Consider the following 22,149-nt stretch of genomic DNA (forward strand, 5'->3'; position numbering starts at 1 on the left):
GCCGAATTTCGATCCGGGCTGTGTTTTTCAGCGTATAAAGCTACACTGGAAAGCAAGCCGAATACAAACAAGGTTCGGCGACCAACCGAGGAACCCGATCGATGAACGTGCACCCCCGCGACATTGAGGACACGCCCGACAATGACGAAGCCGCAGCCGCGCTGAAGACGCTGCGCAAATGGGCCGAGTCCGCAACCGAGGCCGAGATCAGCCAGCTCGACCCGGCGATTGCGCGCCTTGTGCCTGGTCTGGTGCCCGTGAATTATCCGTCCCTGTCGCGCGAATATCCTGATGGGTTCACGGTCGACAGCGCGTATCGCGCGACCTTGCCGGATCTGCAGAATGGCCCGTCCAGTCTGATCCGGGGTGCAAAACAGCAAATCCAGCATGTTGGTATCTCGAACTTTCGCCTGCCGATCCGCTTTCATCGCAAGCGCGGCGATGACCTGACGCTGGAGACCTCGGTGACCGGGACTGTCAGTCTGGAAGCCGAAAAGAAGGGCATCAACATGTCCCGGATCATGCGCTCGTTTTACAAACACGCCGAGCGTACGTTCAGCTTTGAAGTCATGGAGGCCGCGCTGGATGACTATATGACCGATCTGGACAGCTTTGACGCCCGTATCCAGATGCGGTTTTCCTATCCCGACCGTGTGCAAAGCCTGCGGTCCGGTTTGGAAGGGTACCAGTATTACGACATCGCACTTGAGCTGGTTGAACAGGGCGGAGTGCGCCAGAAGATCATGCATCTGGACTATGTCTATTCCTCAACATGTCCCTGTTCGCTGGAACTTAGCGAGCACGCACGCGCAACACGTGGACAGCTGGCCACACCGCATTCGCAACGTTCAGTGGCGCGGATATCTGTTGTGGTCGACTGCGACACGGATTGCCTGTGGTTCGAGGATCTGATTGCCTTGTGCCGCCGTGCCGTTCCGACAGAAACGCAGGTGATGGTCAAACGCGAGGATGAACAGGCATTTGCCGAGCTTAACGCGGCCAATCCGATCTTTGTCGAAGACGCTGCCCGTTTGTTCTGTGCCGAATTGCTGGCCGATCACCATATCGGCGATTTCCGCGTGGTCGCAAGCCACCAGGAAAGCCTGCACAGCCACGATGCGGTGTCGGTTCTGACCGAAGGTCCGACCTTTGTGTCACCCAGCCTGGACCCGCGGCTGTTCACCACCCTGTTCCACGTCGGGTGACGGGGCAGGGTGGATCAATAAAGTATCATTTTTAGACTAAGAGCGGTTTTCCGCCGCAGCGCGGCAATTCATGCTGCATTTGCACGGTCGTTCAAGTAACACTGGTGTGGAATGCAGCCGTGGCAGGCGAATTCCTGTTCGTACGTCTGCCACTCTGAAAGGAAGCTGAGACGTGCGACGCTCAGGACTTCGTGACTGCTTGATCCGCCCGAAAAATCGGGACGGGCAGCTCAATTCACTCTTTTGCAGGCTGCATCGCTTTCAGAGGAGAACTAAAGTATGAATCCAATTTCCCAACCGCTGGAATTTCAGGCTGCGGCCATCCGAATGGCCGGCTATGCGGTTAGCAACCAAATGAAAATTATGCAGATTTTGACCCGTTCGGCGATGGAGCTGCCGTTTGTGTCGGTTAGTGCCTTGCACGCGTCGGCTGCTGCTCCGGCCCCGGCTGCACCCTCGGCAAAACCCGCGCCCAAGGCCAAACCGGTCGCCAAGGCAAAACCTGCGTTGGTGGCCAAGCCCAAGCCTGTTGCCCGCAAGAAAGCCGCCGCAAAACCCAAGGTCGAATCACCCAAGCCGACCGCGCCCAAAACGGTGGCTGCTGTAACCAAACCCACTCTGGTTGCAGCCAAATCGACCGAAGTTGCAGAAAAGCCTACCGCCAATCCTGCCGTCGCCAAAGGGCAGCCAGCGGCCAAACCCGCAGCGGCAGCCAAATCAAAGCCTGCCGTTGCTAGAAAAACACCTGCGCCAAAACCGGCAGCGGTTGCCAAGCCGAAACCTGTGGCAGTAAACACCACTGCGCCGAAGACCCCGGCCAAACCGGCCGCACCCAAGCCGGTCGCGGCGAAACCAGCACCCGGCAAGCCGGTCGCGGCGCAGCCGGCGCCTGCAAAAGCCGTTGCCGCAAAGCCCGAGGTGGCACAGGCAACTCCGGCGCGTCGCCCGCGCGCCCCGTCTAATCCGCCCGCGATGCCAACAACGGCACGCAAAACGGACGGGTAAAACCCGACACCGGCTTGACACAGTCGTGCAGGCGCGCCAACGCTGCGCCTCATGACGGATATGCGCCCGGTTGGATATGTGATTGGCCTATTGGTCGCCATTCTTGGGGCGACCATGCTGTTGCCTATGCTTGCGGACTTCATCGAAGGCCGAGGCGAGTGGCACGTTTTTCTCGAAAGCGGCGTCATCACGATTCTGACCGGCGTCGTTCTGGCGATGAGTTGCTCGAACGGAGTCGGCGAAGGTCTGACGATCCGTCAGACCTTTTTACTGACCACAGGGGTCTGGGTCGCATTGCCATTTTTTGGCGCCATTCCGTTTCTTTTGGGCGAGACCGAACTGCGCTTTGTCGATGCGTATTTCGAGGCGATGTCGGGCCTGACGACGACAGGCTCGACTGTGATTTCCGGCCTCGATAACCTGCCACAGGGGTTGCTGCTTTGGCGTGGCCTGTTGCAATGGCTGGGCGGCATCGGCATCATCGTCGTGGCCATGGTGTTCCTGCCCGAGCTTCGCGTCGGGGGCATGCAAATCTTCCGCTCGGAAGGGTTTGAAACTATGGGGAAAATTCTTCCGCGGGCGCAAGAGATCGCGGGCCAGATTTCCCTGATCTATGTCTTTCTGACGATTGTTTGCGCGTTGGTCTATGCAGGTCTGGGGATGGGCTTTTTTGATGCCGTGGTGCACGCCCTGACGACGATCTCAACGGGCGGGTTTTCAAATTATGACGCGTCCTTTGGCACGTTTTCCGGCCCAGCAGAATATGCGGCCGCTGTCTTCATGATCCTCGCTGCACTGCCTTTCGTGCGCTACGTCCAATTCGCCAATGGCAATACGAGGTCCATTTTCCGCGACAGCCAGATACGGACCTTTCTGGCGACCATTCTGGTGCTAGTGGTCATTATGGCGGTCTTTCTGACCTCCGTTTTCCCGCATCACTGGGAACAGGCTGTTCGGGAATCCCTGTTCAACATCACCTCGATCATTTCGGGTACCGGATATGCCAGCGTCGATTACATGGGCTGGGGCAGTTTCCCGATCATGATGTTCTTCCTGATCGGTCTGATTGGCGGCTGCGCGGGTTCAACCGCCTGTTCCATCAAGATCTTCCGGTATCAATTACTGTTTGCTTCGATCAAGACCCAGATCCGCCGCATCCGCTCACCTCATGGTGTTTTCAAGCCGCAATATGATGGCCGTTCGATTGGTCCAGACGTCCTGACCTCGGTTATGAGCTTCTTCATGTTTTTTGTGCTCTCGTTGGGCGTGCTGGCCTGGGCGCTGGCACTGACAGGATTGGATTTCATAACTGCCGTCTCCGGGGCAGCCACAGCGCTGGCCAATGTAGGTCCGGGGTTGGGGGATCAAATCGGACCGGCTGGCAACTTTGCAGGGCTCAGCGACACCGCGAAATGGTTGCTTTCAATCGGAATGCTGGTAGGGCGGCTTGAGCTTTTGGCCGTTTATGCACTCTTCACTGTCCAGTTCTGGAGGAATTGATGAAAAGACCCCTTGGTGCGCAGATTTCGCATATGCTGCGGGATCGCGGAGTGGATGTGATCTTTGGTATTCCCGGCGTGCACAATCAGGAAATGTATCGCGGGATCGAAGAGGCCGGAATCACCCATGTGCTGGCCCGGCACGAGCAGGGGGCAGGGTTCATGGCCGACGGCTATGCCCGTGCGACCGGCAAGCCGGGTGTTGCATATGTCATCACCGGACCGGGGTTGTGCAATATCATGACACCGATGGGGCAGGCCTATACGGATTCTGTCCCGATGCTGGTGATGTCCTCGTGCCTTGATGAAACGCAAGGCGTGCACGGGCAGTTGCACCAGATGAAAAACCAACGCGCTGCGGCTGAAACCGTGACTGACTGGTCGCATCAGGCGAATACGGCGCAGGCAGCCTACAATCTGGTCGAGCGTGCTTTTGAGGAGTTCGAACTCAACCGTCCACGTCCAAAGCACATTCAGGTGCCGATTGCACAGCTTGAGGCCGATGCTGATCCCGCACTGTTTCCCAACCAACCTGGTTTGCGCTCAAAAGTTCTGCCGCCGGACTTGGCTCCGGTAATGTCCATGCTGAACATCGCACGGCGCCCGTTGTTTATTCTGGGTGGTGGTGCGCGGTCGAATCTGTGGCGGCAAATCCTGACGCAGTTGGGTGCGGCCTGTTTTACCACGTATGCCGGGCGCGGAATGGCGGGGTTGGGCTATGCCTTGGACTACGGAGCCATGTTGCCACGACCGGGCAGCGCCGATGTTATCGCTTCCGCCGACCTTGTGGTCGTCGTGGGCGCGGAATTGGGCGAGGTCGACCTGTGGCGAAATGCATTGGGCCACACGGGCAATCTGGTGCGTATAGATGTGGACCCGAAGGTTCTGTCCGATCACCATCGCGCCGCAGTGAAATTACAGGCTGACGGGGAAAGCTTTGCCCATGCACTTTGGGCGGCTATAGACCATGTTAAACCTTCGACGGGCTGGACAGCGGAGGAAGTCGCTGACACGCGCCGCCGTTGGCGGGCCGAAGTGGATGCGGAACGACCGGGTATCGTCCCGGTGCTGGATGCCCTTCGCGCGGCGATGCCCGGCGACACCATGATCTATTCTGACATGACCCAGTTCGCTTATGTCGCCAAAGAGGTTTGGGATATGGGCTATCCCTATCACTGGCACCATCCGACCGGATTCGGCACGCTTGGCTATGCGCTGCCGGCCGGAATTGGCGGGGCTGTGGCGCGCCGAGGTAAGCCTACAGCGGTGATCGCCGGGGACTACGGTTTTCACTATACGATGCAAGAGCTTGGTGCAGCAGTCGAACTGGGCCTGTCTCTGCCGATTATCCTTTGGGACAACGGAAAGCTCAAAGAGATCGAGGACAGCATGGTCCGAGGTCAGATCGCCCCAAATGCGGTTGTCGCGCGGAACCCGGATTTCTGCAAACTCGCCGAGGCCTTTGGCGCGTTGTCGTCTGCGCCATCAAGTTTGCCAGAGATGCAAGAGGCGGTTCGGTCGGCCTTTGCCGCACCCGTTCCGACGCTGATACGCATCACGCCGGATATCCTTTAGCCAACAAAAAAGCGCCGCTCAGACGAGCGGCGCTTTGTGCGATTTGGCGCAGAGATCAATCCCAGCAATGAACCAATACGGTCATTCCGGTCGCCCGGCGGCTGAGTTCATTGGGCGAGATTTGCGCCGTCGGCTGACCCGATTGACCGGACACACCCGCCTTGGCCAGAACTTCGTTCAGACTGGTGGCCGTTGCAGCAAGGCTGACGGACGCGGGCAGGGTGCGTCCTTCGGTCGGGGTCGGCAGCAGCATGCCAACAACCTGGCCATTGCCGTCAAAAACCGGTCCGCCCGCATCGCCGGGCTGGGCCGCCAATGCCAGACGTTTCACGCCGTCTTCCCCGTTCAGGCCGCGCACATCAGCGATCTGACCAAAGGTGAGTGTCGGTGCGCCCAAGGCGCCTTCATACGAGAAGCCCGACACCGCGATCTGAGATTGAATACGCGGCGCATCTGCGCTGAATTCTGCCACGTTGACCGGAACCAGATTGCGGCTGGGGCGCAGAACCGCCACGCCCAGATCTGCATCTGACAAGGCGACCTGGAACTCCTGATCGTCATCAAGCGTGATGCGTGTGCAGCTGTCCGCTGCCTCAAATACGGTCAGGACCGTGCCGCTGGTATCAGCAAAGAAGCCCGAACGGGACAGGCGCGGTGTGCGTACCTGCAGTCCGGACACCAGATCAATCCGCTGCTCGGCATTGGCACCCGCTGCGGCGTCCAGCACGGTGCCAGTTGCGGTAAAGCTGGCCGTCATTGCGGCCAGCACTCTGGCGCGCCGGGCATCGTCACCCTCGGGCCAAACCAGTGCAAAGCCTTTGATCTGGCCATCGTCCAGCCGTGCTTCGCTATAGGTCACGATCCCCTTACCGCGCCCTTCCAGCGTAAAGCTGTCGCCGCGCAGCTGCCGTGGGCCATCGAGCGGAACGATTTCCAGCGATTGCAGCACCTCATAAAGGGCGCGCAGCGTGGCTTTGTCGCCTTTCTGACTGATCAACAGGGCCTTGGCGTCCAGATCGGTTGTGCTTTTGAAGTGAACAAACGGGGCCTCATAACGGTCGAATGCGATGACACCCAGCGGCAGATCCAAATCGATACCGGCCTGCGGGTCGGAGTAACGCTCCATCCCAACGCTCAGAAGGGGGGCGTTAAAGTCGTCAATCAACGCCTTGCGCTGTGCGGTCGTCAGAACGCCGGTTGCTTCAAAGCCGTTGAACCGTTGCCAGTCGCCCATGGAGCGCCGCGTGCCTTGGCCAAATGCGCCATCGATCGTTGAATTGTAAAAACCTGCGGCCTGCAGGGCGGTTTGCAAATTCATGCGTTCCTGCGTGCTTAAAAGGCGCTCGCTTTGCAGCGCTTGTGAACGTGTCTCGTCCGAGGCCTGCGGTGTTACGCCAACAACCGGCTGTTCCGGCTGAGGTTCAACTGGTGGCGTCACGACACCCCGGTCCAATATGTTCTCTCCGACCGGCCAGAATTGCTGACCCAGTGCACTAGAAAACGCGATATAGCTGTCCGCAGGGATTTGCCCCTCGGCGCGGTAAACGCTTAGAACCTGTTCCGCGTCGTTGCGCAAATAAGGCCCGATAACAATGGCATACCAGCCAGAGTTCAATCGAAACCCGTTTACGTCCGGCAGGGTGCCGGCATAGGCCCGCGCACGTTCCTGCGCTTCGCGCAGCGAGGGCTGCGCTTCGACCTGCACCCAGACGCCTGCGTCCTGCTGTGCAAAAACAGCGCGCGCGCCGATGAGAAAAAGAAACAAAATTGCCGTAAATATGCGAGTCATTGTCTGCCCGTGTCTGCAGTGTTTTATCTTTGCCGGACCCTACGCGAAACAACGTACCGAAAGCCATGCCCGGAATACGGGGAATTTCCAGTGTGGCTGCGCAGTGACAGCATAGGCTTTGCCGCCCGTTGACGCCCAACGGCCCCTTGCATAGGAAGGACAAAACCCAACGGAACCGGGCGCAGTGGCGTCCAAAGGGAATGTCATGACCGACCAGTCCAGCGCACCACGTTCTTTTCAAGAGATTATCTTGCGGCTTCAGACCTATTGGGCCTCAAAAGGCTGCGCCATTCTGCAGCCCTATGACATGGAGGTTGGTGCAGGTACATTCCACCCGGCGACCACCTTGCGCGCGCTAGGGTCGAAAACCTGGGCCGCAGCTTATGTGCAGCCTTCGCGCCGCCCGACGGATGGGCGCTATGGTGAGAACCCCAACCGGTTGCAGCATTATTATCAGTATCAAGTGCTGATCAAACCCAGCCCGCCGGATTTGCAGGACCTGTATCTGGGCTCGCTTGAGGCGATTGGCATCGACATGAACCTGCATGACATCCGGTTTGTCGAGGATGATTGGGAAAGCCCCACCCTTGGCGCATGGGGTCTGGGTTGGGAAGTTTGGTGCGACGGCATGGAAGTCAGCCAGTTCACTTATTTCCAGCAGGTCGGCGGCCATGATTGCGCACCGGTCTCGGGCGAGCTGACCTATGGTCTGGAACGTCTGGCGATGTATGTATTGGGCATCGACCACGTGATGGACATGCCGTTCAACGATCCGCAGTCACCAAGCCCGCTTTCCTATGGCGATATCTTCAAGCAGACCGAAGAAGAATACGCCCGCTGGAACTTTGACGTGGCCAACACCGAAGTGTTGTTGCGCCACTTCGAAGAAGCCGAGGCTGAGTGCGCCGCCATTCTGGCACAAGAGCATGACGACCCGAAAACCGGCAAGCGCATCATCATGGCCCACCCGGCCTATGATCAGTGCATCAAGGCCAGTCACGTGTTCAACCTGCTGGACGCGCGGGGCGTGATCTCGGTAACCGAGCGTCAGGCCTATATCGGCCGCGTGCGGGCTTTGGCGAAGCAATGCGCAGACGCATTCCTGCTGACCGAGGCCGCCGGGTTCCTGGCCTAATGCGCCGCTCAGGCCAGTCCGGGCAGCAAGACCTTAAGGCCAGCCGCGATCATGCTGATTGCGATGGCCGACAGGATCATGCCCATGAACCGGCTCATGATAACACGAGCATTGTCAGACAGACGTTTGGCAATGGCTGCGGCGTTCCAGAATGTCACGAACAGCAACAGCAAGACGGCCAGGAAAACGCCAGCGTAAACAATGGCATCTACCGGTTTATGGATGTGACTTGCATACAGGATCAACGTGGTAATTGTGCCCGGTCCGACAAGGATCGGAAAGGCCAGCGGATAAAAGGCAACCGTATCAGGTTCAGGATAGGATTGCCGTTCCCCCTCGGTTCCGTGATGCGACGTGCTGGGCTTTCCGTTCAGCATATTCAGGCCAATCATCAGAACAACCAGACCACCCGCGACGCGCAGGTCATCGACGCTGATGCCGAACAGGCTGAGCGTTTGACTTCCCACAGCCGCAAACGATGCGCCGAGGATCAGGCAGTAGAGCGCCGTCTTTGTAGCCACTTTGCGTTGCTCAGCCGGGGCAAGGCCGTCGGTGACGCTAAGAAACACTGGCAGGTTCGTGATTGGATTCATGATCGCAAAAAGCGCTCCGAAGAATCCTACGGCAAGGGTGCTGTCCATTTCAAAAGTCTCTTTTCGGCCTGTAATCAATTGGAACCTGTCCTATTTTTACCGATCGTGAAAGAGGCATCGTGAGCAAAAGGAAAAGACAATGACAGGAAAAGTGCTTGCGATCATAGTGCTGATCTCGGCGGCAGTAGCCGGTTTTGGGATGTATTACCTGCAGATCTACGGATTTTATTATGACGTGGAATCCAAGCCCGGGCAGGATGTCATGTTGATGACGGAAGGGGCCGAGGCGCCCACGCCTATATCCTACAGTGCGTTTCAGGCGATTGACGCGGACAGCTCACCCATCCGCTACCGTGCCTGTTTCGAAACGGATATGACGCTTGCGCAGATTGAGGAAAACTATGTCGCGGTCGAGAATGCAGAGCCGCTGACCGCGCCCGGATGGTTCGATTGCTTTGACGCCGTGGCGGTGGCGGATGCCCTGAAATCAGGCGAGGCCAAAGCCTTTCTGGGCGCAAAAAACATCCACTTTGGCGTTGACCGAATTGTTGCCGTTACAAATGGCGGCAAAGGCTATGTCTGGCACGCGCTGAACAATTGCGGCGAAAAGGCCTATGACGGCACCGTGATTGGCGAAGAATGCCCGGACCGGCCACAGAATTGAGGATAAGATGACCGCCGAGACCCTGCAGATACCTGATTTCCTGACCGCTACGTTGGGTTTTGCGGTGTATCTTTTGGGGGTAGAGATCAATGCGCGCGTCGCCGCATTGCGCCAGTTTAACATTCCCGAACCTGTCACGGGTGGCCTGCTGGCCTCACTGGTCGTGCTGATATTGTATCTGGCCTTCGATCTTGAGCTATCCTTTGACCTTGCCACACGGGATTTTCTGTTAGTGGTGTTCTTTGCGGGCATCGGGTTAAACGCGCGACTCTCTGACCTGATATCAGGCGGCAAGCCTCTGTTTTTACTTCTGATCCTGACTTTGGCGATGATTGTTGCGCAAAACGGGATCGGGGCAATTGGGGCGTCTATGTTCGGGTATCCGGCGCAGGCTGGGGTTCTGTTCGGCTCGGCATCTCTGATCGGCGGGCACGGAACTGCGATTGCCTGGGCCCCCGAGGTTGCCGAGGCCACCGGCCTGGACGGCGCAACTGAGCTAGGCGTTGCCGTTGCAACACTTGGGCTTGTTCTGGCTGCTTTGGTTGGTGGACCGATAGCGCGGCTTCTGGTCGAAGGGCGCAACCTCAGCCCTGCACGCCCCGACGAGGATCACACAGTGGGGCTTCCCACTGACGGCGATGACGTGTCCAGCAAAATCGATCATCTGTCGATCATGCGCGTTCTCCTGTTCCTCAACCTGGCGATCATTGCGGGGTATTCGCTGGGCGAGGCGATCAGCGCTGCCGGTTTGAAGCTGCCGCTGTTCGTGCCTTGTCTCATCATGGGCATCGTCATCGCGAACCTGCGCGCATGGCTTGCACCCAGCCGCCCACCAATTGAACGCACCCCCTCGCTGGCGTTGATTTCGGAATTCTCGCTGGGTGCGTTTTTGGCCATGTCATTAATGAGCCTGCAGCTTTGGACCATCGCGGAACTCGGCCTTGCCATTGTGGTCATCATGTCGGCCCAGACCTTGTTCGCAGTGGCATTTGTGATCTGGGTTCTGTTTCCTGTCATGGGCAGCAATTACCGCGCCGCCGTTCTGGCCGCCGGTTTCGGAGGCTTTGCCCTAGGGGCCACCCCGACTGCTATTGCAAATATGACCGCTGTCACCAAACGATATGGCCCATCGCCTATTGCTTTTATCGTATTGCCCCTTGTATCCGCATTCTTTGTGGATATCGCTAATGCCATCGTCATTCAGACGATCGTTAATTTCTAAGGACCGAATATGCCCGACCTGCTGATCGAATTGTTTTCCGAGGAAATCCCCGCGCGCATGCAGACCCGTGCCGGCGAAGACCTGAAAAAGCGGATCACCGATGGTTTGGTCGAGGCCGGTTTGACCTACGCATCTGCTGCTACGCTGACAACGCCGCGCCGCCTGACGCTGGCGGTCGAAGGGTTGCTTTCGGAAAGCCCCATGATCCGCGAGGAACGCAAGGGTCCGAAAGTCGGCGCGCCGGACAAAGCCATCGAAGGTTTCCTGCGGGGCGCAGGTCTGACCCGCGATCAACTGGAAGAGCGTGAAACGCCCAAAGGCGCGGTTTATTTCGCCACCGTCGAAAAACCGGGCCGTCCCGCTGCCGAGATCATCGCCGAGGTACTCGAGGCGACGATCCGCAACTTCCCCTGGCCGAAATCCATGCGATGGGGCAATGGCGGTCTGCGCTGGGTGCGTCCGTTGCACTCGATCCTGTGTATTCTGACCGATGAGGCTGGCGCGCAGGTCGTTCCGATGGAGATCGAAGGCATCAAGTCCGGCGATACCACGGAGGGTCATCGTTTCATGGCCCCGGGTCGGTTCGCCGTGTCGTCCTTTGAGGATTACGCTGCCAAGCTGAAACGCGCGTTTGTGGTGCTGTCGCCTGCGGAACGCGCAGAGCACATCTGGAACGACGCCCAGAACCTTGCCTTTGCGGCGGGTCTGGAAGTAGTCGATGACAAAGGCCTGCTGGCCGAGGTCGCGGGTCTGGTCGAATGGCCAGTTGTTCTGATGGGGCAGATCGACGATGAGTTTCTGGAACTGCCTCCCGAGGTTCTGCAGACCTCGATGAAAGAGCATCAGAAATTCTTTTCCGTGAAGAACCCCAAAACGGGCCGGATTGAGCGGTTCATCACTGTTGCGAACCGTGAAACCACCGACAATGGCGCGACCATTCTGGCAGGGAACCAAAAGGTTCTGTCGGCTCGTCTGGCGGATGCCAAGTTCTTTTGGGAGAACGATCTGCGCGTTGCCAAATCGGACATCGCCCAATGGACCCGCGCGCTGGAGAATGTGACCTTCCACAACAAGCTGGGAACTCAAGTCGAGCGGATCGACCGCATCGCGGCGCTTGCCCGCGAATTGGCCCCGGTGACGGGCGCGGATGCCGATCAGGCCGAGAAAGCCGCTCGTCTGGCCAAGGCCGATTTAAGCTCCGAGATGGTCTATGAATTCCCGGAACTTCAGGGGCTTATGGGTCGTTATTACGTCGAAGCCGCCGGCGAGGACGCCGCCGTGGCCGCCGTGGCGCAGGAACATTACTCGCCGTTGGGGCCGTCGGATGATGTGCCCACCGCGCCGTTGTCAGTAACTGTGGCGCTGGCCGACAAGTTGGACACGCTGACCGGGTTCTGGGCGATTGAGGAAAAGCCCACGGGATCGAAAGACCCGTTTGCCCTACGCCGCGCGGCGTTGGGCGTGACGCGATTGATACTCGAAAACGATTTGCGTCTAAGATTGGATCGGTTCTTTGATAGCCAGTTGGTTCGGGCAGAGGGTGCCATCAATGACGCGTTGCCGAAATCAGATGTCGAGGACCTGCTGGAAGAAATCGCGGATCACGGCGTCTTCGGTGCAGCCTTCAAAGCGGTCAAAGACAATCTCGGCGACAAGCCGACCGCTGAATTTCTGGGGTTGGAGAAGAAAGTCCCGGACGCGTCCGACGATCTCCTCTCCTTCTTCCACGACCGACTCAAAACCTTCCTCCGCGACGAGGGCATTCGCCACGACATCATCGACGCCTGCATCGCGATGGACGGCAATGATGACCTCAACCTGCTGGTCAAGCGCGCCCGCGCGCTGAATGCCGTGATCGCGACCGAGGATGGCGAAAACCTCGTGCAGGGGTTCAAGCGCGCCAACAATATTCTGACCCAGGCCGAGGAAAAAGACGGGGTCGAGTATTCCTATGGCGCTGATATCAAATTTGCGGAGACTGACAGTGAAAAGGCTCTGTTCGGCGCGTTAGAAGCTGCACAGGCCAAGATCGACCCGGCGCTGAAAGCCGAGGATTTCCCAAGTGCGATGTCGGCCATGGCCGACCTGCGCGGCCCGGTGGATGCGTTTTTTGAGGATGTTCAGGTCAATACCGACAATGACATCCTGCGCCGTAACCGCCTGAACCTGCTAAGCCAGATCCGTCAGGTCTGCTCCAGTGTTGCTGATCTGAGCCGCATCGAAGGCTGATCCAGAACGCCCTTGCGCCATTGGTGCAGGGGCTTATGCTGCGGTGAAATCAAAAGGTGCCGCAGTGCAGAATAATCCGCATACTACGCTTATCACGTCCGAAGCGCCCGTTGCCGCCAACACGCATGGCGGGCGGGCGAAATGTCTGCAACGTCTGGTTCGTCTGGAACTGCCGGTTCCACGAACGGTCGCGTTGTCGTTTGATGCGGTGCATCAGATATCGGATGGGCAGGTGCCGGATTTGGCCGCTGTTCTTGAGCAGTTTGAACAGACCGCGCTGCTGTGTGTCCGGCCCAGTTCCGAAGATCCCGATTGGGGCGGCCCGGGTGCCATCCTGAACATCGGCATGAATGACGCGCGCTATGTTGACCTGTCGGATTCGATGGGGGTCGAGGCCGCGGCTGCGCTGTATCTGCGCTTTGTCCAAAGCTACGCGGTTCATGTTGCGCGGCTGGACCCGGATGTGTTTGACGAGATCGATGCAGATGGCCGTGAAGGGCTGCAGGAATCTCTGCGGGCTTACGAAGACGAGACGGACGAAGCCTTTCCACAGGATCGCGGAGAGCAGCTGATTGCCGTGCTGCGTTCGATGGCACGCGCATGGGAGGGCACCTCAGCCCGATTGTTGCGTCAGGCCAAGGGTGCGCCAGCGGATGCCGGTCTGGGGCTGGTGATCCAAGAGATGATCCCCGGCGTCGGGCAAGGGGAATGCGGATCGGGCGTGCTGCAACTGATTGATCCGACCACTGGATTGCCTCAGATAACCGGCCGGTATCTGAGCCAAAGTCAGGGGCGGGATGCGCTGGGGGAAGGCGTCGCGGCGCTGTACCTGGAAAAGGATCCGCGCGGAAAGTCCCTGGAGGAGGTCGCGCCCAAGGCATTTGCGGACCTCAAAACCCATGCGGCGCTGATGCGGGTCAAGCTGCGCGAGGAAATGCAGGTCGAGTTCGTGATTGAAAATGGCCACGTTCACATTTTGGATGGTGTCCGGGTTCAACGCAGCGCACGCGCGGCGATGCGGATCGCTGTGCGCCTGGCCGAAGACGGGATCATTCCGCCGCAAGAGGCTGTAATGCGGGTTGATCCACATTCCCTGAACGAGCTGTTGCACCGGCAGGTTCACCCTGATGCGGAACGCGACACCCTGACCACCGGAATTGCCGCCAGTCCGGGTGCTGCGACCGGCAAGATCGTTTTCACCTCGGCGGAGGCTCAGGCAAGCGCCGCGCGGGGAGAGCCGTGCATTTTGGTGCGCCGCGAAACCTCCCCGGAAGATGTGCGCGGTATGCATGCCGCCGTGGCGGTCCTGACGGAAAAGGGCGGCATGACCAGCCACGCGGCCGTGATTGGCCGGGGTTTGGGCTTGCCGTGCATCGTCGGCGCGTCCGAGATGCGGTTTCAGACAAAGAAAAAACAGCTGATGGCTCCCGACGGGCGGGTTTTCAAAACAGGCGACACATTGACCATCGACGGTAGCTCGGGTCAGGTGTTGGCGGGTAGGCCGACGATGCTCGAGGCCGCGCTGGATGATTGTTTTCAGACCCTGATGGGTTGGGCGGACGCAGAGCGAGACATTGCAATTCGCGCCAACGCCGACACACCCGCAGACGCACAAACAGCGCGGAACTTCATGGCGCAAGGGATCGGGTTGTGTCGGACTGAGCACATGTTCTTTGACCCCGGTCGTCTGATCGTAATGCGCGAAATGATCTTTGCGCAGACCTCATCCGGTCGCGAAGCGGTGTTGGAACGCTTGTTGCCGATGCAGCGCGATGACTTCGCGCAGCTTTTCAGGATCATGGAGGGACAGCCTGTCTGTATCCGTCTGTTCGATCCACCGTTGCACGAGTTTCTTCCGACGACGCGCACCGGCCAACGCGAACTTGCCGAAGCGCTGGACCTGCCAGTCTCGGATGTCGAACGCAGGGTCGACGCCATGACCGAATATAACCCGATGCTGGGCCTGCGCGGCGTACGTCTGGGTGTGACGGTTCCCGAAATCTACGACATGCAGGCGCGTGCGATTTTCGAGGCGACGCTTGAAGCCAGCAAAGACGGCGCACCGGTGGTGCCCGAGGTGATGATCCCGCTGGTATCCGCCAAGCGCGAGGTCGAACTGGTCAAGGCGCGCATCGATTCTGTGGCAGCAGCCGTCGCCGGTGAACGCGGGCAGGAATTTGAGTATCGGCTAGGCGTGATGGTCGAAACCCCTCGGGCCTGTTTACGGGCAGCCGAGATCGCGCCGCAAACCGCGTTTTTAAGTTTCGGAACCAACGACCTGACGCAGATGACCTATGGCCTGTCCCGCGATGACGCTGGTCGGTTCATGTCGGCCTACGTCCGGCAGGGTGTCTTTGTCGAAGATCCGTTTCATGTGTTGGATGCGGACGGAGTTGGAGAATTGCTTAAACTGGGGGCTGAACGCGGCAGGCAAGCACAGCCAGAAGTGACATTGTCAGTCTGCGGCGAACATGGCGGTAACCCCGAATCAATCGCCATTTGCCGGGAATTGGGCTTTGACTATGTGTCCTGTTCGCCGTTCCGGGTGCCCGTCGCTCGGCTGGCTGCCGCTCAACTGGCGATTTCGTCCAGACTTGGGGGTTGACAGAAGGGCGGCACTCTAGAATTAGTAGGTAACAGAAAGCGCCGTCGTCAAATATTGTTGACGAAACGGCGATTTTCCACTTGCTTTTCCGTCAGAACTGGACGTCGCCGTTTGAATTCGGTAAGAGCCTCATCGCGCCCGCCGGGGGAGGGTCTGGCGCTGAATGTGCCTGTGCGAGGTTATCTGATGCTACGATACATATTGGCTGTTGCCACATTGGCAGCAACCGTGCTGCCGAGTGTTTCCATCGCCGAGAGGGAAGCCACCGAATCTGCCAAACGCGAACTTGTGACCCGAAGCGAATTGCCCGGGCAAAAGTTCCGCGATTATTTGGGCCTGTTCAAGCCGCGTAAATCGCCTGTGCTTGAAAAAGTATCCTATTCAAAGAATTGGCTAGACCAATTGCCAACCGCCACTGGGGACGAGAACTTCAAATGTCTGGCCGAGGCGCTGTACTTTGAAGCGCGCGGCGAAAGCGTTCGCGGTCAGTTCGCCGTGGCCGAGGTGATCCTGAATCGGGTCAAAAGTAGCCGCTTTCCAAGTTCGCTGTGCGGGGTGATCAAGCAGGGAACCGGTAAGAAGTACCAATGCCAGTTCACCTACACCTGCGATGGTCAGAAAGAAGTTATCCGCGAGAAAAGAGCCTATGAGCGTGTGTCCAAGGTTGCCCGCGCGGCAATCGACGGCGTTGGCGTCGGGCTGACCGAAGGGGCGACCCACTACCACACCAAAGCGGTGCGCCCGTCATGGTCACGTGTCTACAAAGAAACGGCCCGGATCGGCGTTCACATTTTCTACCGCCACAACTATCGGACCGCGAGCAACTGATTGACGCACCCGCGCTGGAACCTTGATTGCGCGGGGCGTTTTCTGCCTTATGTAGCGGGCCAGGAGGTCCGCCATGATGTTATCCCGCAGACGGTTTCTGCAAACTTCGACCGCGCTTGCTCTGCTGCCAAAGGTAGCACATGCGGTCAGCTCTGATCTGGTCGCGCAAGAAGCGGTGCAACAGATTGCGCCTGACGGATATCCAGCTACGCCGGTTTGGACCTATGGCGGCCGCGTTCCCGGAGTCGACATCCGATTGCCTCAGGGCGGGCGCGTCAGTCGCAAGCTGATAAACAACCTGTCTCAACCGACGGCAGTGCATTGGCACGGAATTCGGATCGACAACGCAATGGATGGCGTGCCCGGGTTGACGCAGGACGCGGTCGAGATGGACCAATCCTTCGACTATGACTTTGTTGCGCCAGATGCAGGAACCTATTGGTATCACTCGCATAACCGGTCTACCGAACAGGTTGCCCGAGGTCTCTATGGATCCCTGATCGTTGAAGAATCTAACCCGCCGGATGTTGATCAGGATCTGACGCTGATGTTGGATGATTGGCGGCTGGACCCTGAAAGCGCGCATATCGTGGATGATTTTGACAATGGACACGACCTTAGCCATGCGGGGCGGCTGGGTAATCTGGTGTCCGTCAATGGCGGCTTTGATCCGGCTTATCCTGTTGGATCGGGGGAACGATTGCGATTGCGTCTGATCAATGCATCGAACGCTCGGATATTTGATTTGGCGTTGGACGGGCTGGCGGGTTGGATCGTGGCACTGGATGGCATGCCGCTGGCAGTTCCATTGCCTGTAGAGGACAGCTTTCCACTTGCGCCCGCACAACGGGCGGACCTTGTCGTGGATGTGACGTCCGCGTCCGGGGATGTCGCGGGTCTTGCCAGTATCGAGCGGGATGGCGGCTATGGCTTGGTACGCTTTCAAGTTTCCGAAGCGTCCACATCGCAAAGGCAGGGTATTGAACCATTGCCTGCGAACAATATGCCTGAATTTCAGTATGATCAGGCACCGCTGCATCGTATGTCCCTGCAGGGCGGTGCGATGCGATGGCTGGAAGGGGCCAAGCTTGGCGATCAGGACCTGACAGGCCGTGAGCTGGCTCAACTGGGCCGGTTCTGGGCGTTGAACGGATACGCGGAACGACCCAAGGATCCGTTTCTGGATGCGCGTCTGGGTCAGGTGCACCGGATCGAGTTTGTGAACGAAACCGCTTTCCCTCATGCCATGCACCTGCATGGTCACCACTTCCGGCTCATCCTGCCGGATGGCAGTTTGGGGCCTTGGCGCGACACCGTGCTGGTGGACCGGGGCCAGACCCGTCAGATCGCGTTGGTCGCGGACAATCCGGGAGACTGGCTGCTGCATTGCCATATGCTGGGACACGCTGCTTCGGGTATGATGAGCTGGTTCCGCGTAACCTGACGCCGCATTCGATGGCTGGAAAGACGCATGTTGCGGTGTTATACGCCCGCGCATCGTTTATTTTGGGCAAACACGTCCACAAAGCCCGAAAAGGTCCGCCTGTATGAGCTCTGAAATCCGTCTTGCCTTTGCGCACCCGTCCGAGCGGTCCGAAGCGACCGCTGCCCGGGGGCCGTTGGATCGTATTTCTCTGCGTGATCATATCGTCGAGGTTGAAATCGGCGCGTTTCAGGCCGAGCGTGGAACGACCCAGCGGATTTGCTTTAACATCGTGGTCGAGGTTCGCCCCTTGAGTGATCCCATCGACGATGACGTGGATCGCATCCTGTCTTATGACCGGGTGACTGAGGCGATCGCGTATGAGCTTGCGGCGGAACGTCTTAACCTGCTTGAGACTTTGGCAGACCGGGTGGCCGAGCGAATTTTACTTGAACCGCAGGCCGTAAGAGCTTTTGTCAGAATAGAAAAACTGGATCGTGGTCCTGGCGCTTTGGGTGTCGAGATCGTGCGCGGAAAAGACAAGACTCACCACGACGTCGTCGAAGAGGAACGCCCGCATCCCCGTCTGGCTTTCCTGTCGAATGAGGCCATTGCCTCGCCCAATCTGACCGGGTGGATCGATCAGCTGGAAAATCGTGAACGCCCGTTGATCCTATGTGTCGGCGCGGCGGATATGCCTGTTTCACAGACTGGCCACGCGATGACACAACGCCGAATTGATCTGTTGGCGATTGAACAGAATGCCTGGGTTTTAGCTGCCCGCGATCACCGCTGTGTCGTCGTTTCAACGCGGACTGAGCTGGATTGGGCCATGAAAAATGGTCAGATTTGCGTCTGGGCGCCCTCGAAAATCGTGCTGGATGCTGTTGACGGCCAATCGGCGGCACCTTCGGATGCGGTCGCGCTGGCGGCATGGTTTGCTGCCACTTTTGAGGCGAGTGAGATGATGGTGATCGGCGGCGCGCTGCCCGACGCCCCTGAAACCCCTTTGCGTGCGATCTCGGTGGATCAGGCACAACTGTGACCGCTTATTTTCGACCTCTGGTTCAGCATGGTCCGAACCGTCCGCCGGGTTCAGTGCCGCTAGCTGGCCAGCCGCTTTGGTTTACCCATGTTGAACGGTTAAGCCGAAAAGAACGTCCAATGATCATTGCCGTGCAGGATGTACCAGGTGATGCGCTGGACCGACTGACGCGTCCGCGTGCCGATGTTGCGGGCCTTGCCATGGATCGCCCGCACATTATGGGCATTCTGAATGCGACCCCAGATAGTTTCTCGGATGGCGGTGTGCACAATTCGGTCAGCGCGGCCCAATCTGCGGCTGAACAGATGGTTTCACAAGACGCAACCATTCTGGATATCGGCGGCGAATCGACCCGACCCGGCGCAACCTTCGTGCCCGAAGATGAAGAGATCGCCCGGACCCGCCCCCTGATCGAAGCCATCAAATCCCGCACTGATGCGTTGATATCCATCGATACGCGCAAATTCGCCGTCGCCAAAGCCGCGTGGGAGGCCGGAGCAGGGCTGATCAACGATGTAACAGGATTTACCTTCGACCCACAGCTTGGGCCGTTTTGCGCGCAAGTTGGCGCTCCGGTCTGTGTGATGCACATGCAGGGCGATCCGGGCACGATGCAAGACAATCCGACCTATGACGACGTTCTGCTGGACGTCTACGATTTCCTTGAAGGTCAGGTGGATCGTCTCGAAAACCTCGGGTTGGATCGGGATCAGATTATCATTGATCCGGGCATAGGGTTTGGCAAGACCGAGGCACATAACCTGGCCTTGCTGCAGGGGATCAGCCTGTTTCATGGTTTAGGTTGTCCGATCCTGTTGGGCGTGTCCCGCAAAGGTATTATCGGACAAATAGGCAAAGAGCCGCGCAAGGACGCCCGCGCGCCGGGATCAATCGCCGTCGGGCTGGCTGGATTGTCACAAGGCGTTCAAATTTTGCGCGTGCACGATGTTGCTGAAACCGCTCAGGCCTTGCGCCTTTGGGTCGCCGTCCGGTAAGGCGGAGGCAGGCAAGAAATGACGGAGTGACATTATGCGCAAGCTGTTCGGAACCGATGGGGTGCGGGGTACCGCCAATACCCATCCAATCACGGCCGAAATGGCATTGCGCATCGGGGCCGCCGCTGGCCGTTACTTTCGCCGTGACCAATCAGACGTTCACCGTGTGGTGATCGGTAAGGATACGCGCCTGTCCGGTTATATGGTGGAAAACGCCCTGACGGCCGGATTGACCTCGACCGGGATGAACGTGTTGCTGCTTGGGCCGGTTCCGACGCCCGCTGTCGGTCTGATGACACGGTCGATGCGCGCAGATCTGGGGGTCATGATTTCGGCCAGCCATAACCCGGCCGAAGATAATGGTATCAAGTTCTTTGGCCCTGACGGATACAAGCTGTCTGATCAGGCGGAGCTCGAGATTGAAAGGCTGATCGAAGAAGGTGTCAAACCTGCGCAGGCCCAGAATATCGGCCGTGCCAGACGGGTGGATGATGCGCGGTTCCGATATGGTGAACGCGTCAAATCTTCGCTGTCGCGTGACTTGCGTTTGGATGGGCTAAAAGTTGTAGTCGATTGCGCCAATGGGGCCGCGCACCGCACGGCGCCCGAGGTTTTGTGGGAACTGGGTGCCGAGGTGATCCCGGTCGGCATCACGCCGAATGGTAAGAATATCAACCTCAACTGTGGCTCGACCAAACCGCAGCTGGCTGCCGAAACCGTCGTGGCCCATGGTGCAGATGTCGGGATTTGTTTGGATGGTGACGCCGATCGCGTCGTCATGATCGACGAGAATGGTCAGGTCGCGGATGGCGATCAGTTGATGGCGCTTTTGGCGACCAGTTGGGCCGAGGCAGACCGCCTGAAAGGCGGTGCGTTGGTTGCAACGGTGATGTCGAACCTAGGTCTGGAACGTCATCTTGAAAACCATGGTCTGCGTCTGGAGCGCACCGGCGTCGGGGACCGCTATGTCGTTGAACGTATGCGCGAAGGCGGGTTCAATCTGGGCGGCGAACAATCAGGCCACATCGTCATGAGCGATTACGCGACCACAGGTGACGGCCTGATGGCGGGCCTCCATTTCCTGGCGGAGATGGTTCATACGGGTCGCAAAGCATCGGAATTGGCGGTGCAGTTCGAAACCGTACCGCAAATGCTGAAGAACGTGCGCTATGGCGAAGGACAAGCCCCACTTGAGGCCGCCAGTGTGCAGGCTGCAATTTCTGACGCCGAGGCGCGGCTGAACGGGCAGGGGCGGTTGCTGATCCGCAAATCGGGTACGGAACCTCTGATCCGCGTCATGGCGGAATGTGAAGATGATGCGCTGCTGACCCAGGTTGTCGACGGCATCGTTGCCGAAGTCGAGGCCGTCACAGGCTAGCGCCCGGTCAGCATCTTTCGCAGGCTGAACCACTGACTGATGGCCAGCCCGGTCAGGATCATAGCCAGCGCCACGAAAAAGCGCACCGGCAACGCCTCGGACAGAACCCATGCGCCGAACACCATCGACCAGATTGGCACTTGGTAGTTAACGAGTGTCATGAACACCGATCCTGCGCTGCGAATGACGGATACGCGCAGCAGTGTTGCGAATGCCGTAGGGACCAACCCCAAAACGATGATGGCAATGCTTGGGCGGGTACCTTCCCATGTCGGGACGCCTTCAGTCACGAACATGATCGGCAGCAGGATTACTGCGCCGACCAGCAGGGTCAGGGCGGCCAGAACCACAGGATCAATGGGCGGACATTGACGGGTGAAGATCGACGCCAGAGAATAACACAAGGCGGCCCCGATGCAGGCTAGCTGCGCCAAAGGTTCCGACCCGTGGCCGAGTTGCGCCAAACCGGGGCCAATCAGCACCAACGCACCGCAGAATCCAAGGGTCACGCCCACCAGTTTTCTCAGGTTCAAAGGCTCGTCTGAAAAGAAATGTGCCAGCGGCAGAACCATCAGCGGAATCGCGGCCATCGACAGGCCGGCAAAGGCCGAAGGCACATATTGCTGCCCCCAGCTTAGCAAAACAAAGGGCAGGGCAGACGACAAGATACCGATCACAATGACCGAGGTCCAAAGGGCGGCGGATCCGGAAGGTAGCTTGCGGTTTGTGACCGCCATCAACCCCAGCAACATCATGGCACCCAACGTAGTGCGCGCGGTGGCGACGGTGATAGGTCCGTACCCTTCTAGTGCCATGGCAACGACCATGAACGTCCCGCCCCAGATCAGGCCAAGGGTGATAACACCGCTCCAATCGCGGGATGTGGGGTGCTGGACCATCTTCGTTTCGCTTAGAGGCTTGGACAAAAAAGGGCGGCCAGATGGGCCGCCCCTTCGCAT

General features: G+C 58.6%; 17 protein-coding genes. 14 read left to right on the top strand and 3 right to left on the bottom strand.

Annotated features, from left to right (window positions below; all coding sequences use genetic code 11):
* Positions 1-101: 101 nt before the first annotated feature.
* The 4 genes from folE2 (at position 102) to AC2FD9_RS01230 (ending at position 5,284) form a co-directional block, all read left to right on the top strand.
* The gene (gene folE2 / locus AC2FD9_RS01215) at positions 102-1,205 is read left to right on the top strand and encodes a GTP cyclohydrolase FolE2 (protein WP_496834982.1); all 1,104 of its coding nucleotides are present in this window, start codon (positions 102-104) and stop codon (positions 1,203-1,205) included.
* 279 nt (positions 1,206-1,484) lie between these two features.
* On the top strand, positions 1,485-2,210 hold the full coding sequence (locus AC2FD9_RS01220; protein WP_496834983.1) for a hypothetical protein: 726 nt from the start codon (positions 1,485-1,487) through the stop codon (positions 2,208-2,210).
* A gap of 51 nt (positions 2,211-2,261) precedes the next feature.
* Positions 2,262-3,710: a TrkH family potassium uptake protein gene (locus tag AC2FD9_RS01225; protein ID WP_109312003.1), complete on the top strand. Its 1,449-nt coding sequence runs from the start codon at positions 2,262-2,264 to the stop codon at positions 3,708-3,710.
* Entirely contained in the window at positions 3,710-5,284 is a 1,575-nt protein-coding gene (locus AC2FD9_RS01230) for a thiamine pyrophosphate-binding protein (RefSeq protein WP_496834984.1), read from the top strand. Before AC2FD9_RS01225 ends, AC2FD9_RS01230 begins: the two co-directional genes overlap by 1 nt.
* 55 nt (positions 5,285-5,339) lie before the next feature.
* On the opposite strand, the gene AC2FD9_RS01235 is transcribed toward AC2FD9_RS01230, so the two are convergent.
* Positions 5,340-7,073 carry a serine protease gene (locus tag AC2FD9_RS01235; protein WP_496834986.1) on the bottom strand — a complete coding sequence of 578 codons (1,734 nt, stop codon included), beginning with the start codon at positions 7,071-7,073 and terminating at the stop codon, positions 5,340-5,342.
* A gap of 205 nt (positions 7,074-7,278) precedes the next feature.
* Here AC2FD9_RS01235 and AC2FD9_RS01240 point away from each other — a divergent pair, with 205 nt between their 5' ends.
* The gene (locus AC2FD9_RS01240) at positions 7,279-8,208 is read left to right on the top strand and encodes a glycine--tRNA ligase subunit alpha (RefSeq protein WP_496834988.1); all 930 of its coding nucleotides are present in this window, start codon (positions 7,279-7,281) and stop codon (positions 8,206-8,208) included.
* Positions 8,209-8,216: 8 nt separating this feature from the next.
* Here the strand turns inward: AC2FD9_RS01240 and AC2FD9_RS01245 are convergent, their stop codons facing one another.
* Positions 8,217-8,849, bottom strand: a complete 633-nt coding sequence (locus AC2FD9_RS01245; RefSeq protein ID WP_058277621.1) for a MarC family protein — start codon at positions 8,847-8,849, stop codon at positions 8,217-8,219.
* 91 nt (positions 8,850-8,940) lie between these two features.
* Here AC2FD9_RS01245 and AC2FD9_RS01250 point away from each other — a divergent pair, with 91 nt between their 5' ends.
* From AC2FD9_RS01250 to glmM, 9 genes are all read left to right on the top strand, one after another.
* Complete coding sequence (locus AC2FD9_RS01250; RefSeq protein WP_109312008.1) at positions 8,941-9,465, top strand: DUF6446 family protein; 525 nt, start codon at positions 8,941-8,943, stop codon at positions 9,463-9,465.
* A gap of 7 nt (positions 9,466-9,472) precedes the next feature.
* The gene (gltS, locus tag AC2FD9_RS01255; RefSeq protein ID WP_496834991.1) at positions 9,473-10,687 is read left to right on the top strand and encodes a sodium/glutamate symporter; all 1,215 of its coding nucleotides are present in this window, start codon (positions 9,473-9,475) and stop codon (positions 10,685-10,687) included.
* 9 nt (positions 10,688-10,696) lie between these two features.
* Entirely contained in the window at positions 10,697-12,916 is a 2,220-nt protein-coding gene (gene glyS, locus AC2FD9_RS01260; protein WP_496834993.1) for a glycine--tRNA ligase subunit beta, read from the top strand.
* A 43-nt stretch (positions 12,917-12,959) separates the two neighbouring features.
* Positions 12,960-15,521 (top strand): putative PEP-binding protein, encoded by a 2,562-nt coding sequence (locus AC2FD9_RS01265; RefSeq protein WP_496695050.1) that lies wholly within the window; start codon positions 12,960-12,962, stop codon positions 15,519-15,521.
* A 186-nt stretch (positions 15,522-15,707) separates the two neighbouring features.
* Complete coding sequence (locus AC2FD9_RS01270; protein WP_145975887.1) at positions 15,708-16,349, top strand: cell wall hydrolase; 642 nt, start codon at positions 15,708-15,710, stop codon at positions 16,347-16,349.
* 73 nt (positions 16,350-16,422) lie between these two features.
* The gene (locus AC2FD9_RS01275) at positions 16,423-17,793 is read left to right on the top strand and encodes a multicopper oxidase family protein (RefSeq protein ID WP_496834995.1); all 1,371 of its coding nucleotides are present in this window, start codon (positions 16,423-16,425) and stop codon (positions 17,791-17,793) included.
* 103 nt (positions 17,794-17,896) lie between these two features.
* Positions 17,897-18,817: a dihydroneopterin aldolase gene (locus AC2FD9_RS01280; RefSeq protein ID WP_496781420.1), complete on the top strand. Its 921-nt coding sequence runs from the start codon at positions 17,897-17,899 to the stop codon at positions 18,815-18,817.
* Positions 18,814-19,812: a dihydropteroate synthase gene (gene folP, locus AC2FD9_RS01285; RefSeq protein ID WP_496781419.1), complete on the top strand. Its 999-nt coding sequence runs from the start codon at positions 18,814-18,816 to the stop codon at positions 19,810-19,812. Before AC2FD9_RS01280 ends, folP begins: the two co-directional genes overlap by 4 nt.
* Before the next feature lie 34 nt (positions 19,813-19,846).
* A complete protein-coding gene (gene glmM / locus AC2FD9_RS01290) occupies positions 19,847-21,190 on the top strand; it encodes a phosphoglucosamine mutase (RefSeq protein ID WP_058273913.1) in 1,344 nt (447 codons plus the stop codon).
* Here the strand turns inward: glmM and AC2FD9_RS01295 are convergent.
* Positions 21,187-22,089, bottom strand: coding sequence for a DMT family transporter (locus tag AC2FD9_RS01295; protein WP_496834998.1), 903 nt, complete (start codon positions 22,087-22,089; stop codon positions 21,187-21,189). The two genes, glmM and AC2FD9_RS01295, sit on opposite strands and share 4 nt — an antisense overlap.
* Positions 22,090-22,149 lie beyond the last annotated feature (60 nt).

Source organism: Ruegeria sp. YTSC230 (assembly GCF_059609665.1).

Excerpts from the sequence above, each read along its gene's own strand:
- glyS (WP_496834993.1), top strand. The coding sequence starts at position 10,697 with ATGCCCGACCTGCTGATCGAATTGTTTTCCGAGGAAATCCCCGCGCGC.
- AC2FD9_RS01245 (WP_058277621.1), bottom strand. The coding sequence starts at position 8,849 with ATGGACAGCACCCTTGCCGTAGGATTCTTCGGAGCGCTTTTTGCGATC.
- folE2 (WP_496834982.1), top strand. The coding sequence starts at position 102 with ATGAACGTGCACCCCCGCGACATTGAGGACACGCCCGACAATGACGAA.
- AC2FD9_RS01225 (WP_109312003.1), top strand. The coding sequence starts at position 2,262 with ATGACGGATATGCGCCCGGTTGGATATGTGATTGGCCTATTGGTCGCC.
- AC2FD9_RS01270 (WP_145975887.1), top strand. The coding sequence starts at position 15,708 with ATGCTACGATACATATTGGCTGTTGCCACATTGGCAGCAACCGTGCTG.
- AC2FD9_RS01235 (WP_496834986.1), bottom strand. The coding sequence starts at position 7,073 with ATGACTCGCATATTTACGGCAATTTTGTTTCTTTTTCTCATCGGCGCG.
- glmM (WP_058273913.1), top strand. The coding sequence starts at position 19,847 with ATGCGCAAGCTGTTCGGAACCGATGGGGTGCGGGGTACCGCCAATACC.
- AC2FD9_RS01240 (WP_496834988.1), top strand. The coding sequence starts at position 7,279 with ATGACCGACCAGTCCAGCGCACCACGTTCTTTTCAAGAGATTATCTTG.
- AC2FD9_RS01230 (WP_496834984.1), top strand. The coding sequence starts at position 3,710 with ATGAAAAGACCCCTTGGTGCGCAGATTTCGCATATGCTGCGGGATCGC.
- AC2FD9_RS01295 (WP_496834998.1), bottom strand. The coding sequence starts at position 22,089 with ATGGTCCAGCACCCCACATCCCGCGATTGGAGCGGTGTTATCACCCTT.
- AC2FD9_RS01275 (WP_496834995.1), top strand. The coding sequence starts at position 16,423 with ATGATGTTATCCCGCAGACGGTTTCTGCAAACTTCGACCGCGCTTGCT.
- AC2FD9_RS01220 (WP_496834983.1), top strand. The coding sequence starts at position 1,485 with ATGAATCCAATTTCCCAACCGCTGGAATTTCAGGCTGCGGCCATCCGA.
- gltS (WP_496834991.1), top strand. The coding sequence starts at position 9,473 with ATGACCGCCGAGACCCTGCAGATACCTGATTTCCTGACCGCTACGTTG.
- AC2FD9_RS01250 (WP_109312008.1), top strand. The coding sequence starts at position 8,941 with ATGACAGGAAAAGTGCTTGCGATCATAGTGCTGATCTCGGCGGCAGTA.
- AC2FD9_RS01280 (WP_496781420.1), top strand. The coding sequence starts at position 17,897 with ATGAGCTCTGAAATCCGTCTTGCCTTTGCGCACCCGTCCGAGCGGTCC.